At 69.4% G+C, this 15933-nt stretch carries 14 protein-coding genes and 1 pseudogene; 11 read left to right on the top strand and 4 right to left on the bottom strand.

Annotation, left to right across the window (positions count from 1 at the left end; genetic code table 11):
• Positions 1-125: 125 nt before the first annotated feature.
• Positions 126-542 carry an HIT family protein gene (locus HNQ70_RS13345; RefSeq protein WP_183968395.1) on the bottom strand — a complete coding sequence of 139 codons (417 nt, stop codon included), beginning with the start codon at positions 540-542 and terminating at the stop codon, positions 126-128.
• Positions 543-622: 80 nt separating this feature from the next.
• On the bottom strand, positions 623-1474 hold the full coding sequence (locus HNQ70_RS13340) for an IclR family transcriptional regulator (RefSeq protein ID WP_183968393.1): 852 nt from the start codon (positions 1472-1474) through the stop codon (positions 623-625).
• Between the two features lie 189 nt (positions 1475-1663).
• On the opposite strand from HNQ70_RS13340, the gene HNQ70_RS13335 reads away from it, so the two are divergent.
• The 6 genes from HNQ70_RS13335 (at position 1664) to HNQ70_RS13310 (ending at position 9253) form a co-directional block, all read left to right on the top strand.
• Complete coding sequence (locus tag HNQ70_RS13335) at positions 1664-3202, top strand: CoA-acylating methylmalonate-semialdehyde dehydrogenase (protein WP_183968391.1); 1539 nt, start codon at positions 1664-1666, stop codon at positions 3200-3202.
• Entirely contained in the window at positions 3199-3528 is a 330-nt protein-coding gene (gene sugE, locus HNQ70_RS13330) for a quaternary ammonium compound efflux SMR transporter SugE (protein WP_183968389.1), read from the top strand. The genes HNQ70_RS13335 and sugE overlap by 4 nt, the downstream gene beginning before the upstream one ends.
• Positions 3529-3574: 46 nt before the next feature.
• Positions 3575-5041, top strand: a complete 1467-nt coding sequence (locus tag HNQ70_RS13325; protein WP_221302808.1) for a succinate-semialdehyde dehydrogenase — start codon at positions 3575-3577, stop codon at positions 5039-5041.
• Positions 5042-5074: 33 nt separating this feature from the next.
• Positions 5075-6232: a zinc-binding dehydrogenase gene (locus tag HNQ70_RS13320; protein WP_183968387.1), complete on the top strand. Its 1158-nt coding sequence runs from the start codon at positions 5075-5077 to the stop codon at positions 6230-6232.
• Positions 6233-6258: 26 nt separating this feature from the next.
• Entirely contained in the window at positions 6259-7893 is a 1635-nt protein-coding gene (locus HNQ70_RS13315) for a GMC family oxidoreductase (RefSeq protein WP_183968385.1), read from the top strand.
• Positions 7894-8140: 247 nt separating this feature from the next.
• Entirely contained in the window at positions 8141-9253 is a 1113-nt protein-coding gene (locus tag HNQ70_RS13310; RefSeq protein WP_183968384.1) for an NAD(P)/FAD-dependent oxidoreductase, read from the top strand.
• A 341-nt stretch (positions 9254-9594) separates the two neighbouring features.
• Here the strand turns inward: HNQ70_RS13310 and HNQ70_RS13305 are convergent, their stop codons facing one another.
• Positions 9595-9798: a YgaP family membrane protein gene (locus HNQ70_RS13305; RefSeq protein WP_183968382.1), complete on the bottom strand. Its 204-nt coding sequence runs from the start codon at positions 9796-9798 to the stop codon at positions 9595-9597.
• Positions 9799-9934: 136 nt separating this feature from the next.
• A complete protein-coding gene (locus tag HNQ70_RS13300) occupies positions 9935-10594 on the bottom strand; it encodes a Crp/Fnr family transcriptional regulator (RefSeq protein ID WP_183968380.1) in 660 nt (219 codons plus the stop codon).
• Between the two features lie 205 nt (positions 10595-10799).
• Here HNQ70_RS13300 and mnmG point away from each other — a divergent pair, with 205 nt between their 5' ends.
• From mnmG to HNQ70_RS13275, 5 genes and pseudogenes are all read left to right on the top strand, one after another.
• Complete coding sequence (mnmG, locus tag HNQ70_RS13295; RefSeq protein WP_183968378.1) at positions 10800-12722, top strand: tRNA uridine-5-carboxymethylaminomethyl(34) synthesis enzyme MnmG; 1923 nt, start codon at positions 10800-10802, stop codon at positions 12720-12722.
• A complete protein-coding gene (rsmG, locus tag HNQ70_RS13290; RefSeq protein ID WP_183968377.1) occupies positions 12722-13513 on the top strand; it encodes a 16S rRNA (guanine(527)-N(7))-methyltransferase RsmG in 792 nt (263 codons plus the stop codon). The genes mnmG and rsmG overlap by 1 nt, the downstream gene beginning before the upstream one ends.
• 18 nt (positions 13514-13531) lie before the next feature.
• Positions 13532-14290: pseudogene (locus HNQ70_RS13285) on the top strand (ParA family protein); the annotation flags it as partial.
• Between the two features lie 176 nt (positions 14291-14466).
• Positions 14467-15387, top strand: coding sequence for a ParB/RepB/Spo0J family partition protein (locus HNQ70_RS13280; RefSeq protein WP_183968373.1), 921 nt, complete (start codon positions 14467-14469; stop codon positions 15385-15387).
• Between the two features lie 101 nt (positions 15388-15488).
• Positions 15489-15905: an ATP synthase subunit I gene (locus HNQ70_RS13275; RefSeq protein ID WP_183968371.1), complete on the top strand. Its 417-nt coding sequence runs from the start codon at positions 15489-15491 to the stop codon at positions 15903-15905.
• Positions 15906-15933 lie beyond the last annotated feature (28 nt).

Genomic DNA, 15933 nt, shown 5'->3' with positions numbered 1-15933 from the left:
TTCGTGATGACCAATGATATCGTCGGACTGGCGCAGGCGGTTGGCTGGGCGACGCGCGGCGGGCAGACGCGCTGTCGGGCGGCGGGGCGGAACGCCTCGCGTCGGGCGCTCGCACAGCTTCGGCCTTACGCGCGGTCCGCTTCGCGGATGCGCTCGGCGAGCGCGTGCAGCGCCGGCAGGCCCGGATCCTTGCGTGGCCACACCAGTTCGACGCCGTCGCCCTCGTGCCGGGGCAATACGTGCAGGTGGAAGTGGGGCACGGTCTGCCAGCCGGCGGCGTGGTTGGCCTGCAGCACCGTGATGCCCTGCGGGGCGAAGGCAGCCTGCACTGCGCGGGCCACGCGCGCGGCGGTGCGGAATACCGCCCCGGCGAGTTCATCGTCGAGGTCGAGGATGGTTTCGACCTGCCGGCGCGTGGCGACGATCACGTGGCCCGGGTTCACCTGTCCCGCGTCCATGAAGGCGATCGTGTGCTCGTCCTCGTGGACGATCGCGGCCGGGATCTCACGGGCGACGATTCGGGAGAAGACGCTGGGTGTCATCGGCTGTCCGGATCGGGTGGTCGAGGTGCGCAGACGGTAGCGCGCGGGCGCGGATGTGTCACGCGCCGGGGCTCACGGCATCAGGCGCCCAGCCGCGCCGACAGGCGCCGTGCCAGTTCTCGGATCGACGCGATCACCTGGGTGCGCCGCTTCGCCGTTGTGGTCGATTTGATCAGGCTGACGCCCACCGCGGCCACCGCCTGGACGCTGCCGGCGGCGAACACCGGGGCGCCGAAGCAGTTCATCCCCTCGGCGGTCTCCTCGTCGTCCACCGCATGGCCGCGGCGCCGTGCCTGCGCGAGTTGCGCGAGCAGTTCGTCCACGCCCGACGGGCCGTGTCGCGTCAGCGGCTTCATGCCGGCGGCGCGCATCGTGGCGCGGACCTGCTCTGGCGGCAGCGTGGCCATCATCGCCTTGCCGGTCGAGGTGCACCAGGCCGGGAAGCGGCCACCGACGCGGAAGTTGACCGCCAGCGGCTTGGTGCCATGCCGGCAGGCAAGGTAGAAGACCTGGGCGCCGTCCAGCACTGACAGCATCACGGTCTCCTCGGCCAGGGGGGCGAAGTCGCGGGCGATCTCGCTGAACGCGGAGACCAGGTTCGAGCGCTCGGTGAATGCGCCGGCCCAGGCCATCGATTTCGGGCCGATCGCCAGCCCGCCGTCGCGGCCGCGCTCGAGCAGACCGCAGTGGACCAGAGTGATGGCCAGGCCGTGCACCGAACTCTTGGAGAGCCCGAGCCGGCGGGCCAGCTCCGAAACGCCCAGCGGGTCGGTCCCGGCGGCCACCGCGTCCAGCAGGTTTACGGCCCGGACCACCGCTGGCACCAGCCGCGGCGTGTCGGGCGGGCGCGGCGCGTCGGTTGGCGGCGAGTCGGCCGGGGGTACATCGGCCAGGCGCGCATCGGAGGGGCCGGCGTCGGGCCGGCGCGGCATCGCGTCGTCGGAGCTCCGCAGGGGCGCCTGCGCGTCCGCGCGGCCGGCGGCGCGCGAGGTTGACAGCCCGCGGGGTTTGGACGAAGCTTTCGGCACTTTTCGGTATATCGAACGACGTTCAACCAGTTGAACGACCTTATCACGCTGGTCGGCGCAGATGCAAGTTGCGCGGCAGCGCAGGAGATGCAGATGGGAAGCAGCGACCAGATCGGGACCTTGACGGACGCCGCCGCGCCGGCCATCGTGGGGCACTGGATCGGAGGCCGGCAGGTCGACGCCGCTGGCGAACGTTCGGCGGAGGTATTCAACCCCGCCTCAGGCGAGCTGGCGCGCCGGGTGCCGCTGGGCGGCGCCGTCGAAGTGGACGCCGCGGTGCGTGCGGCCGCCGAAGCCTTCCCCGCCTGGGCCGCCACCCCTCCGCTGCGCCGCGCGCGTGTGATGTTCCGCTTCAAGGATCTGGTCGAGCGGCACTCGGCCGAGCTCGCTGCTCTGATCACCTCGGAGCACGGCAAGGTGTTCACTGACGCCGAAGGCGAGGTGACCCGTGGCCTGGAGGTGGTCGAGTTCGCCTGCGGCATCCCGCAGCTGCTCAAGGGGGAGTTCAGCGAGCAGGTGGGGCCCGGCATCGACCTGTACTCGGTGCGCCAGCCGCTCGGTGTCTGCGTCGGCATCACGCCCTTCAACTTCCCGGTGATGGTGCCGATGTGGATGTTCCCGATGGCGATCGCCTGCGGGAACACCTTCGTGCTCAAGCCCTCGGAGCGGGATCCATCCGCCTCGCTGATGCTGGCGCGGCTGCTCAAGGAGGCGGGCCTGCCGGATGGGGTGTTCAACGTGGTGCAGGGTGATCGCGAGGCGGTGGATGCCCTGCTCGGTCATCCGCAGGTGGCGGCGGTGAGCTTCGTCGGCTCGACGCCGATCGCGCGCCACATCCATGACACCGCGGCCGCGAACGGCAAGCGCGTCCAGGCGCTGGGCGGCGCCAAGAACCACATGGTGGTGATGCCCGACGCCGACCTGGACCAGGCGGTGGATGCACTGATCGGCGCGGCCTACGGCTCGGCGGGCGAGCGCTGCATGGCGATCTCGGTGGCGGTGGCCGTGGGCGAGGTGGCCGACGCCCTGGTCGACCGGCTCGCGCAGCGGGTGCCGCAGATCCGGGTCGCCGATGGCATGGATCCGGCGGCCGAGATGGGTCCGCTGGTGACGCGCGCGCACTGCGACAAGGTCCGCAATTATGTCGATGCCGGCGTGGCCGAGGGTGCGACGTTGGTGGTCGACGGGCGCGACCTCGTCGTTCCGGGGCGCGAAGGCGGCTTCTTCCTGGGCGGCTGCCTGTTCGACCACGTCCGGCCGGGCATGCGCATCCATTCCGAGGAGATCTTCGGGCCGGTGCTCTGCGTGGTCCGCGCGGCGGACTTCGAGGAGGCGCTGGCCCTGGTCAACGGGCATGAGTACGGCAACGGCTGCGCGATCTTCACGCGCGACGGTGACGCCGCGCGCGAATTCGCCAACCGGGTGCAGGTGGGCATGGTGGGGGTCAACGTGCCGATCCCGGTGCCGATGGCCTTCCATTCCTTCGGCGGCTGGAAGGCTTCGCTGTTCGGCGATCACCACATGCACGGCCCCGAGGGCGTGCGCTTCTACACGCGCAACAAGGCGGTGACCCAGCGCTGGCCCAAGGGCATCCGCGCCGGCGCCTCCTTCGTCATGCCCACGCTCGGATGAGCGCGGGACAAGCGTGGGCCGTGCTGTTCGTGGCCGGCCTGCTGGAGATCGTCTGGGCGCTCGGGCTGAAGGCGAGCGAAGGGTTCACGCGCTGGGTGCCTTCGGTGGTGGTGGTCGTGGCCGCGGCGGCCAGCTTCTGGCTGCTCGCGCTTGCGATGCGGGTGCTGCCGGCCGGGACCGCCTACGCGGTCTGGACGGGCATCGGCGCGGCTGGCACCGCGGTGCTGGGCATGGTGCTGTTCGGGGAGTCGGCGGCCGCGCTGCGGCTGGCGTGCATCGGTCTGATCGTGGCCGGCGTGCTGGGTCTCAAGTTCGCGTCCGGTTGAAGCGCATGCGGGCGCTGCGCTGGGGCGGCCCGCGGGAGGAGGGGAGATGGCATTGCAGCTGAAGGACGCAGCGCTGTTGCGCACCGATGGATACATCGACGGCCAATGGATCGGCGCGGACTCTGGCGCGCGCTTTCCGGTGACCGATCCCGCCAGCGGCAGGCGGCTCGCAGAAGTCGCCGACATGGGGGCTGCCGAGACCCGGCGCGCCATCGAAGCCGCCGAGCGAGCGCTGCCGGCATGGCGCGCGAAGACCGCCAAGGAGCGGGCGGCGGTGATGCGCCGCTGGTTCGAGATGATCCTGGCGAACACCGAGGATCTCGCCCTGCTGATGACCTCCGAGCAGGGCAAGCCGCTGGCCGAGGCGCGCGGCGAGGTGAGCTACGGTGCATCCTTCGTCGAGTGGTTCGCCGAGGAGGGCAAGCGCGTCTACGGCGACATCGTGCCCAGCTGGATGCCGGATCGCCGCGTGCTAGTCATGAAGCAGCCGATCGGCGTGAGCGCGTCGATCACCCCCTGGAACTTCCCGATCGCGATGATCACCCGCAAGGTGTCGCCGGCGTTGGCCGCGGGCTGCACCGTGGTGGCCAAGCCGGCCGAGGCGACGCCGCTGTGCGCGCTGGCGCTGGCCGAGCTGGCCGAGCGCGCGGGCTTTCCGCCAGGCGTGTTCAACGTGGTGGTGGGCGATGCCGGCAGGGCGCCGGCGATCGGGCTCGAGATGTGCACCAACCCCGTGGTGCGCAAGCTCTCGTTCACCGGCTCCACCGAGGTCGGCCGCATCCTGCTGCGGCAGTCGGCCGACACCGTGAAGAAGCTGTCGCTGGAGCTGGGCGGCAACGCCCCCTTCATCGTGTTCGACGATGCGGACCTGGACGCCGCGGTCGACGGCGCCATCGCTTCCAAGTACCGCAACGCGGGGCAGACCTGCGTATGCGCCAACCGCATCTACGTGCAGGACGCCGTCTATGAAGACTTCGCTGCCCGGCTGGCCGCGAAGGTGGCAGCGTTCAGGGTCGGCCCAGGCACTGTGCCTGGGGTCAACGTTGGCCCGCTGATCGAGGAGGCGGCGCTGCTCAAGGTGGAAGAGCACGTCGCGGACGCGCTCGCGCACGGGGCCCGGGTGCTGGCCGGCGGGCGGCGCCATGAGCTCGGAGGCCTGTTCTACGAGCCGACGATTCTCACCGGCGTCACCCAGCGGATGAGGGTGGCGCGCGAGGAAACCTTCGGGCCGGTGGCGCCGCTGTTCCGCTTCGGCACCGAGGAGGAGGCGATCGCGATGGCCAATGCCACCGAGTTCGGGCTGGCGGCCTACTTCTATGCACGCGACGTCGGCCGGATCTTCCGTGTTGCCGAGGCGCTCGAGAGCGGGATGGTCTGCGTCAACAGCGGCGCGCTGTCGACCGAGATTGCGCCCTTCGGCGGCGTCAAGCAGTCCGGGCTGGGGCGCGAGGGGTCACGCTACGGCATCGACGAGTACCTGGAGATCAAGTACCTTTGCCTGGCCGGGCTCTGAGGGCTGGCGCGGCTCCATCGGGAGGGACACTAGGTGAGGATTCGCGCGGCGGTGTTGCGGCAGATGGGCCTGCCGATGCCCTACGGGCAGAGCAGGCCTCTGTCGGTGGAAGAGGTCGATCTGGCCGGCCCCGGCGCCGGCGAGCTGCTGGTGAGGATCCGCGCCGCCGGCCTGTGCCATTCGGACCTGTCAGCGATCAACGGTGACCGGCCCTGGCCGATGCCGATCGTGCTTGGGCACGAAGCCGCGGCCGAGGTGGTGGGGCTCGGTCCGGGAGTGACCGACCTGGCGCTTGGCGACCACGTGGTGCTGGTGTTCAGGCCCTCCTGCGGCAGCTGCATGAGCTGCGCCACCGGCCGGCCAGCGCTGTGCGGCCCTGGCGGGGAGTCGAATGGAACGGGGTCGCTGCTGGGCGGCTACAAGCGCCTGCGGGCCGTCGGCGGGGCTGCCGGCATCGCCGGCGAGCCGGGCGGGGTGCTGAATCACCATCTGGGCTGTGCGGCCTTCGCCGAGTACGCAACCGTCTCCCGGCGTTCCGCAGTCAGGATCGACCCCGACCTGCCCTGGGACGAGGCGGCGCTGTTCGGGTGCGCGGTGCTCACCGGCGCGGGTGCGGTGTTCAACACCGCGCGCATGGAGGCCGGCAGCAGTGCGGCCGTGGTGGGGCTGGGCGGCGTCGGCTTCTCGTCGCTGCTGGCGGCCGCCGCGGCGGGCGCACGCACCGTCGTCGCGGTGGACCTGCTCGACGCCAAGCTGGCCCTCGCGCGCGAGCTTGGCGCAACGCACACCTTCAACGCGTCCGACCCGGACGTGATCGAGAAGGTCAGGGAGGCCACCGGCGGGGGCGTCGAGTACGCGTTCGAGATGGCGGGCAGCGTCAGGGCGCTGGATCTCGCCTACCGGATCACCGCGCGCGGCGGCACCACGGTCACCGCGGGCCTGCCCAATCCCGCTGCGAAGTGGGAGCTGCAGGCGGTGAGCCTGATCGCCGAGGAGCGCACGCTGAAGGGCAGCTACGTCGGCTCCTGCGTTCCCGCGCGTGATGTTCCCCGGTACGTGGCGATGTACCGCGCCGGGAGACTGCCGGTCGATCGCCTGCTGTCGGAGCGCATCCGGCTGGACGACATCAACGAGGCGCTGGACAGGCTGGCCCGCGGGGATTCGATCCGCCAGGTCATCATGATGGATTGAGCGCGCGCGACGCGGCAGGGGCCCCGATGGAGCAGTTCGACTACATCGTCGTCGGTGCGGGAACGGCGGGCTGCCTGCTCGCCAACCGCCTGTCCGCCGACCCTTCGATCCGCGTGCTGCTGCTCGAGGCGGGCGGGCGCGACGACTACCTCTGGATCCACATCCCGGTCGGCTACCTCTACTGCATCGGGAATCCGCGTACCGACTGGCTCTACCAGACCGAGCCCGAGGCCGGCCTGAACGGGCGCGCGATCAAGTATCCGCGGGGCAAGGTGCTCGGAGGATGCTCGTCGATCAACGGCATGATCTACATGCGCGGCCAGCGCCGCGACTACGACGAGTGGGCCGCACTGGGCAACGCCGGGTGGGGCTGGGACGAGGTCCTGCCCTATTTCCTCAAGCACGAGAGCCATCATTCGCTCGATGGCGGCGGCAGCGATCCGCTGCACCGAAGCGGCGGCGAGTGGCGGGTGGAGCGCCAGCGAATCCGCTGGGATCTGCTGGACGCGTTCCGGGAGGCGGCGGCCCAGGTCGGCATCCCGTCCACCGAGGACTTCAACCGGGGCGACAACCTCGGCTGCGGCTACTTCGAGGTGAACCAGCGAAAGGGGGTGCGCTGGAATGCCTCCAAGGCCTTCCTCCGGCCGGCGGCGTCACGCGTCAACCTGCGGGTGGTCAGCGGCGCGCACGTGGTCGGTCTGCGCTTCCGCGACGATGGCTCCGGGCGCATCGATGGCGTGGACTACCGGATCGGCGGGCCCGGCGGCGCACCGCGCGTCGCGCGGGCTGCTGCCGAGGTGGTGATGGCGGCAGGGGCGGTCGGCACGCCGCAACTGCTGGAGCTCTCCGGCATCGGCGATCCCGCCAGGCTGCTGGCCGCAGGCATTGCGCCCAGGGTCGATCTGCCGGGGGTGGGGGAAAACCTGCAGGACCACCTGCAGCTGCGCACCATCTACAAGGTGAGCAACGCGGTCACGCTGAACCAGCAGGCGAGCACTTTACTCGGCAAGGCCGGAATGGGGCTCGAGTACCTGCTGTTCAGGCGGGGGCCAATGGCGATGTCGCCCAGCCAGCTGGGAGCGTTCGCCAAGTCCGACGACGGGCAGGGCAGCGCGAACCTGGAGTATCACGTCCAGCCGCTGTCGCTGGATCGGTTTGGCGAGCCCTTGCACCGGTTCCCCGCGTTCACCGCGTCCGTCTGCAATCTGCGGCCGAGCTCGCGGGGCAGCATTCACGTGCGATCACCGGATCCGGGCCAGGCGCCGCTGATTCGCCCGAACTACCTGACGACCGAAGAGGACCGGCGCGTGGCGGCGGCGGCGATCCGGCTGACGCGCCAGATCGTCGCTGCGCCGGCGCTGCGCGGCTACGGCCCGGAGGAATACCTGCCCGGGGCGGGGCTGCAGACGGAAGATGAGTTGGCGCAGGCTGCGGGGGACGTGGGAACGACCATTTTCCACCCGGTGGGCACCTGTCGCATGGGGCCGGTGGGGGATCCTGCGTCGGTCGTGGACGCGCAGCTGCGTTGTCATCGCGTGCCAGGATTGAGGATCGCGGATGCATCGATCATGCCGACCATCACCTCCGGCAACACGAACTCACCCACGCTGATGATTGCGGAGCGCGCCGCGGAGATGATCCTGGCGGACCGCCGGCGCTGACGCTGTCGCGTTGATGCGGCGGTTGGCGGTGTTTCACGTGGAACATGCTGGGCGGGCGTTGTTTCACGTGAAACACGAGCACGGAAGCAGAGGCGAGGCGACGGCCAGTTGTGGGGGGTGCGTTGCCTTGCAATCCGCTTGATCGTCGCCGCGTGTTTCACGTGAAACAATGGAAAGAGGCGCCGAGCAGAGAGGGATGCTGATACCCCGGCGAGCCCGAAGTCCTGGCGTCATTGACGAGGTTCGGATGCAGAGCGTTCAAACAGTGGTGGTGGGCGCCGGGATCGTCGGGCTGGCGATCGCGCAGGAAATGGCTCGGACCGGGCGCGAGGTGCTCATCCTGGAGGCGGCCGACCGGTTCGGCTCCGGCATCAGCTCGCGCAACAGCGAGGTGATCCATGCAGGCCTGTACTACGAGCCGGGATCGCTGAAAGCTCAGCTCTGCGTTGAAGGGCGCCAACGGCTGTACGAATGGTGCGAGGCCCGAGGCGTGGCTCATCGGCGCTGCGGCAAGCTGATCGTCGCCACATCCGCCGACCAGGCACCGGCCCTCGAGGGGATTGCCGAGCGCGCCGCTCGAGCGGGCGTCGAAGATCTGGCCTGGCTGAATGCGACGCAGGCGCATGCACTGGAATCCGCGATCGCCTGCGAGCTGGCGCTCCATTCGCCGTCAACCGGCATCGTCGACAGTCACTCCCTGATGCTGTCGCTGCTTGGCGCCGCCGAGGACCACGGTGCGGTGCTTTCCTGCCGGAGCCGGGTGCTCGGTGTTGGGCATGGCGCGGACGGCTTGGGCGTGTCGATCGAGGCCGACGGCGAGACCATGGTGCTTCAGTGTCGCGAACTGGTGAACAGCGCTGGGCTGGGCGCCGTGGCGCTGGCACGAAAGATCGAAGGCCTTGCCGTGGAGAGCCTTCCGACTGCGTGGCTTGCCAAGGGCAGCTACTTCACGCTTCAAGGGCGCTGCCCCTTCAGCCGACTGGTCTATCCGGTTCCGAACGAGGCGGGCTTGGGAGTGCATCTGACCCTGGATCTCGCTGGGCAGGGGCGCTTTGGTCCCGATGTCGAGTGGGTCTCCACGGAGGACTACGAGGTCGACCCGCAGCGCGGCATCCGCTTCGAGGAAGAGATCCGGCGCTACTGGCCGGGATTGCCCGCCGGAGTCCTGCAGCCGGCCTATGCCGGGATTAGGCCAAAGATCGCAGGCCCGGAAGAGGGCAGCCGGGATTTCATCATCTCCGGACCGGAGGAACATGGGTTGCCTGGCCTCGTCAACCTGTTCGGGATCGAGTCTCCCGGGCTCACTTCATCGCTGGCCATTGCGGCTCTGGTTCGGGGGCTGCTCGAGCGGACTGCCTGAAGGTGCGCGGCCTGAGTGCGGTGTGTCCTGGACGCCTGGCTTTGCGGAGGGGGCTTGGCCCGCGAGCGGAGTTGCCTGACCTGGCGCGTGCTTTCGGACGCGCCGCGCGAGGGCGTGCTGGGGGGCTCCTTCAGAGCTCATGAGCACTGGGCGCAGCGGGGACCAGGGGCGTGCAGTGCTGTGCGCGCAGAGGTTCCGAGGGTTCCGATCCCGGGTGTCGGAGTGCCGGAGTGCCGGAGTGCCGGAGTGCCGGAGTGCCGGAGGCGAGGGCGATCTGGCGAACCTGTCAGGATTGACGACCCGCTGAGTGCGCGGGTCCGCGCCGGCAGGCCGCCTCAGTGTCAGCTGGAGCTCTTACCCTGCATCCCGCAGGTGTTCCATCCGAAGATCGAGTACAGCGGGCAGCTGCGGAAAAGTCCCGTGAGCAGCGGCACAATGCCGATCCATCCCCAGGCGCCGATCGTCCCGGTCAGCGCAAGAGCGATGAGCACGACTCCGACGGCGATCCGGAGCATCCTGTCGAGTCCACCTACATTGGTCTTCATCTGCTTTCCTTTTGGCTGATTGTGTCTGACTACGGGTGGCCGTAGTCTCCCCTGCAGGTGGCGTCAGGTCTGTGACTGCGGTTACAAAGCTGGGAGCGGCCCAAAGGCAACCGGTGGGCTGCGCAGGGCCGCAACGTCAGTCCTGTCTTGCGAGCGACTTTAGCCGGATCAGGTCCAGAATTTCCACCTGCTCGCGTCCAAGGCGCAGGATGCCCTGGTCTTCCAGTCGCTTGAGCAGTCGCGAGACCATTTCTCGTGCGGTGCCGAGCTCGTCTGCAAGTTGCTGGTGCGTCGCGCGGATCAGCTTGCCGTGACCGAGCAGCGCGTGGGCAAGTCGCTGATCGAGGCGCTGGAATGCAACCGCCTCGACGAGAGCCATCAGTTCCGCCATCCGGTCGGCCATCAGACCGAGTAGGAAGATCCGCATCGAGGGGAAGTCCGTCCAGCCGAGCAGGGTGGTGCGGTCGATCATCACGAGGCGGGTGCCGGTCACCGCCACCCCGTGGGCGCTCATCGGCGTGCCTCCCAGCAGGCAGCCGGTCGAGACGACGCAGATCTCGCCCGGGTGTACCCGGTAGAGCTCCAGCTCGCGGCCGTCGGCTGAGGCGCGGGCAACCTTCACCTGTCCGTCGAGGACGAAAGGGAAGCCTGCGCAGGGTTCGGTCTCCCGAAACAGGGTTGTGCGCTCTGGCACCGACACGACGATTGCGCTCGCGAGATCGACCGCCAGTCGTGCTTGGGGAATGTCGGCAAGGCAGGGGTAGTGTTCGAGCAGGAGGCCGGAGAGTGCGGTCATCGTCTGGGTTGATGTTTCACGTGGAACATCCATCAATTCTGCTCGTCAGCAATCATGGCTCGCTCCGGAGCGACGGCGCTCCAACGGGATACGAAACCGCCCCCCTCCATCGTGCCGACCCGGAAGGACGAAGGGCCGGGCGCGCCACTGCGGGCAGGGGCTTATATAATCCGCGATCTCCCCGTGCGGTACTCGCCCCCTCAGCATGAACTATCCGGACGAATTCGACGTCATCGTCGTTGGCGGCGGTCACGCCGGCACCGAAGCCGCGCTCGCCGCGGCGCGGATGGGCGCGCGCACGCTCCTGCTCACGCACAGCATCGAGACCCTGGGTCAGATGTCCTGCAATCCGTCGATCGGCGGAATCGGCAAGGGACACCTGGTCAAGGAGATCGACGCGCTCGGCGGCGCGATGGCGGAAGCCACCGACGAGGCGGGCATTCAGTTCCGCATCCTGAACTCCAGCAAGGGGCCCGCGGTGCGCGCCACCCGCGCCCAGGCGGACCGCATGCTCTATCGGCACGCCATCCGACGGCGCATCGAGAACCAGTCCAACCTGTGGCTGTTCCAGCAGGCGGTGGATGACCTCATTCTGGAGGGCGGTCGTGTCGCCGGTGCGGTCACCCAGCTGGGGCTTCGCTTCCGGGGTCGTACGGTCATCCTCACCGCCGGCACTTTCCTGAACGGGCTGGTGCACGTCGGGCTCGCCAACCATCCGGCCGGCCGCGCGGGCGACCCGCCTTCGATCTCGCTGGCGGCGCGGCTGCGCGAGCTGAAGCTGCCGCAGGGACGCCTGAAAACCGGCACGCCGCCGCGCATCGATGGCCGCAGCATCGATTTCTCCCGCTGTGACGAGCAGCCCGGTGACCTCGACCCGGTGCCGGTGTTCTCCTTCCTGGGGCGTCCGGACGCGCATCCGCGACAGCTGCCCTGCTGGGTCACGCACACCAATACCCGCACCCACGAGATCATCCGCGGCGGGCTTGATCGCAGCCCGATGTACACCGGGGTCATTGAAGGCGTAGGGCCGCGCTACTGCCCGTCGGTCGAGGACAAGATCCATCGCTTCGCGGACAAGGAATCCCACCAGGTCTTCCTGGAGCCCGAGGGGCTGGCCACGCACGAGTTCTATCCGAACGGCATCTCCACCAGCCTGCCCTTCGACGTGCAGCTCGAGCTCGTCCACTCGATCGCCGGCCTGGAGCGTGCCCACATCCTGCGGCCCGGCTACGCGATCGAGTACGACTTCTTCGATCCGCGCGCGCTGCGTCGCTCGCTCGAGACCCAGCAGATCCCCGGGCTGTTCTTCGCGGGCCAGATCAACGGCACCACCGGCTACGAGGAGGCGGCAGCCCAGGGGCTGCTCGCCGGCATCAACGCGGCGCTGCAGGTGCAGGGCAGGGAGCCCTGGTGTCCGCGGCGCGACGAGGCCTACCTGGGCGTTCTGGTCGACGACCTGATCACGCGCGGCGTGACCGATCCCTATCGGATGTTCACCAGTCGCGCCGAATATCGGCTCAGCCTGCGCGAGGACAATGCCGATCTGCGCCTGACTGCGATCGGGCGCGAGCTCGGCTGCGTCAGTGATGCCCGCTGGGATGTGTTCTGTCGCAAACGCGACGCCATCGACGCCGAAATGAAGCGATTGTCGTCCATCTCCGTCAATCCAGTCAGTCTGCCTCCGGAGCGCGCAGTGCAGCTGATCGGCCAGCCCATCGAGCGGGACCACACCCTTGCGGAACTGCTGCGCCGGCCCGAAGTGCGCTACGCGGCGCTGATGGAGCTTGCCGGGCCCGGCATCGCGGAGCGCGCGGACGAGCTCGGCCTGGATGCGCTGCGCTGCGAGCAGGCCGTCGAGCAGCTCGAGATCCAGAGCAAGTACGCCGGCTACATCGCCCGCCAGCGGGCGGAAGTAGCGAGGCAGGAGCACAACGAGCACCTGCCGATTCCGGCGGATTTCGACTACGCGCGGGTGCAGGGGCTTTCCAACGAGGTCAGGGCGAAGCTGGTCGCGCAACGTCCCGAGACTGTGGGCCTGGCATCCCGCATCTCCGGGGTCACGCCGGCGGCCATCTCGCTGCTGCTCGTCTACCTGAAGAAGCGGCGCCTCGACGCGCAGGCGGCCTGATGCCGCCGCAGCGCGGCGGCAGGCCCCCTGCGGCCGGCGGGGCGGGGAAGGGGAGATCCCCGGGGGCGGCGCGAACTCAGGATGCAGCGCGCGCCAGGCCGTCCGCAGCCGCGCCCGATCCCGCTGCCGAGTCGCGCGCGCTGGCGCATGCCTGCACCGAACTGGGCCTGACGATCGACGAGCTCCAGCAGCGCAGGCTGCTCGACTACTGCGCCCTGCTGCGCAAGTGGAACGGGGTCTACAACCTGACCGCGGTGCGCGACCCCGGCGCGATGCTGGTGCAGCACCTGTTCGACTGCCTCGCGATCATTCCCGTGCTGCGCAGCCCGCAGGATCACCTCGCCGACGGCGCGGTGGTGCTCGACGTGGGCTCGGGCGGGGGCCTGCCGGGCGTGGTTCTCGCCATCTGCCTGCCGGGGATCGAAGTGCACTGCGTGGACACGGTCGGCAAGAAGGCGGCCTTCGTCACGCAGGTCCGTGCGGAACTGGGGCTCGCCAATCTCAGCGCCCACCACGCGCGGGTGGAGGAGCTGCGCGCGCCGCGCGACCTGCCGCCCGCCACGCTGATCGTCTCGCGGGCCTTCTCCTCGCTCGCGCAGTTCGTCGGGCTCACCGCCCATCTGCGCGCGCCGCAGGGCGTCTGGGCGGCGATGAAGGGGCAATGGCCCGCCGACGAGCTCGCCGCGCTGCCCGCCACGGTGCGCCCCGGACCGGCCTATACACTGCGGGTGCCGCAGCTCGACGCCCAGCGGCACGTCCTGCTGATCGAAGCGGCCTCGCCGGCCGCCTGAACCCCCACCGAGCATTCGATGGCCCGCATTTTCGTCGTCGCAAACCAGAAGGGGGGCGTGGGCAAGACCACGACCTCCGTCAATCTCGCTGCCGCCCTGGCGCGCCTGGGCCGGCGCACGCTGCTGGTCGACCTCGACCCGCAGGGCAATGCGACCATGGGCAGCGGCATCGACAAGCGCGGCCTGTCGCGCTCGGTCTACCACGTGCTGATCGGGCTGTGCGACGTGGTCGAGGCGGCTCAGCCCTCGCCAGATGGCGGGTACACGGTGCTGCCGGCCAACCGCGAGCTCGCGGGCGCCGAGCTCGAACTCGTCGATTTCGAGGAACGCGAGACGCGCCTGAAGGACGCGCTGGCCGCGGTCGACGACCAGTACGACGTCATCCTGGTCGACTGCCCCCCGGCGCTTTCACTGCTCACGCTCAACGGCTTCTGCGCCGCGCACGGCGTGATCATCCCCATGCAGTGCGAGTACTACGCGCTCGAGGGCCTGTCGGACCTGGTCAACACGATCCGCAAGATCCACGCCAACTTCAACACCGAGCTCAAGGTGATCGGTCTGCTGCGCGTGATGTTCGACCCGCGCATCACGCTCTCGCAGCAGGTGTCGGCACAGCTCGAGCAGCACTTCGGCGACAAGGTCTTCAAGACCGTGATCCCGCGCAACGTGCGCCTGGCCGAGGCGCCGAGCTATGGCCAGCCCGGCGTGGTCTTCGACCCCGCATCGAAGGGCGCGCGCGCCTACGTCGAATTCGCCGAGGAGCTGCTCCGGCGGCTCGACGGGGATGCGGGCGCTGCCGTGCCCGACGCGGGGCAGGACGCCGCGGCAGCCGACCCGGTGCTGGGCGCTGCGGCTGTCGACCCGGTGCTGGGCGTGCCCCGGACGCCCGGCGGCGGCGACGAACCTCCTGTCGCCCTGTTCCGGGTGGCCGGCTGAACGAGGAATACGCATCGATGAGCAAGGTGAAATCGAAGGGGCTTGGCCGCGGGCTGGATGCGCTGCTCGGCGCCGATGCGCCGGCAATGCCAGCGCCTGGGCAGGACGGGCCGGGTCCGGTGCTGACGCTCCCGGTCGGGCGGATGCAGCCCGGCCGTTACCAGCCGCGGACCCGGATGGACGAGTCGGCGCTCCAGGAACTTGCGGCATCGATCCGCCAGCACGGGATGATGCAGCCGATCGTCGTGCGACCGCTCGCGGGCGCATCCGGGGCCGCAGCGCGCTACGAGATCATCGCCGGCGAGCGCCGCTTCCGCGCCGCGCAGGCGGCGGGCCTCTCCGAGGTGCCGGTGACCGTGCGCGACGTGAGCGACCAGCAGGCGCTCGCGATGGCGCTGATCGAGAACATCCAGCGCGAGGACCTCAACCCCCTCGAGCAGGCGCAGGCAGTCAAGCGCCTGATCGACGAGTTCGACTACTCCCACGAGCAGGCCGCCGAGGCGATCGGCCGATCGCGCAGCGCGACGAGCAACCTGTTGCGCCTGCTCAACCTCGCAGATCCGGTGCAGACCATGCTGCTGGCCGGCGACCTGGACATGGGCCACGCGCGCGCGCTGCTGGCGGTGGATCGCGCCACGCAGATCATGCTTGCCAATCAGGTGGTGCAGAAGCGCCTGTCGGTGCGCGAGGCGGAGAAGCTGGTCGCGCGCACGCTGGCGGCCGGCGAGGGCACTGCTGCCGGACGCGGGCGGCGGGCCGGCGAAGCGCCGGACCGCGACATCGCGCGCCTGCAGGAGCATCTCTCCGACCTGCTCGGCACCACGGTCCAGGTGCGGCAGGCGGCACGCGGACGGGGCCAGCTGCTGATCGATTTTTCCGGCCCCGAACAGTTCGACGGACTGCTCCAGCGCATGGGACTGTCGTTGCTACGCGACTGATTCTGGTGGGGTCTTGTATAAGACCGTTTGACCCCCATTGGGATCAACCCTTAGAATCGCACGTCTTTGCCTGCCGCCGACTGCCAAGCCGGATTCAACCAATGCTCGCATCTGTCGGTTTGCAAGTCGTTGCGGTACTCCTGTTCGGTCTGGTCACCGCTGGAGTATCGGACTGGACGAGTGCCTGGTTCTTCGTCCTGGGCGGCGTGGCGGCAATCATCCCGAACGCATTGTTCGCACTGCGTCTGGCGATCCAGAAGGGAAGGTCTCCGGAGTCGTACCCGGTGGTCTTCTTCCTGGGAGAGTTCGCCAAGATCGGCCTGACGCTGGGCCTGCTGGCATGGATCGTGAGCGCCAACCCGGATGTCCGGTGGCTGCCGATGATCCTCGGGCTGATCGTCGCGCTGAAGGCGCCGCTGTTCGCGCTGTTCGTCACCGGTGACCACCGGCCTGCCGAACGGTTCTCCCGGCAGGAGCCGGGCGCGGCGCAGCAGCAGGGCGGGCACGGACGGGTTTGACCGAACAACGCAAGAACGCGAAACGAAG

The sequence above is a fragment of the Quisquiliibacterium transsilvanicum genome, assembly GCF_014202215.1.
GTDB classification, from domain to species: Bacteria; Pseudomonadota; Gammaproteobacteria; order Burkholderiales; family Burkholderiaceae_E; genus Quisquiliibacterium; species Quisquiliibacterium transsilvanicum.
The sequence above is the reverse complement of the archived record's forward strand: the minus strand, read 5'-3'. Positions and strand labels throughout refer to the sequence as shown.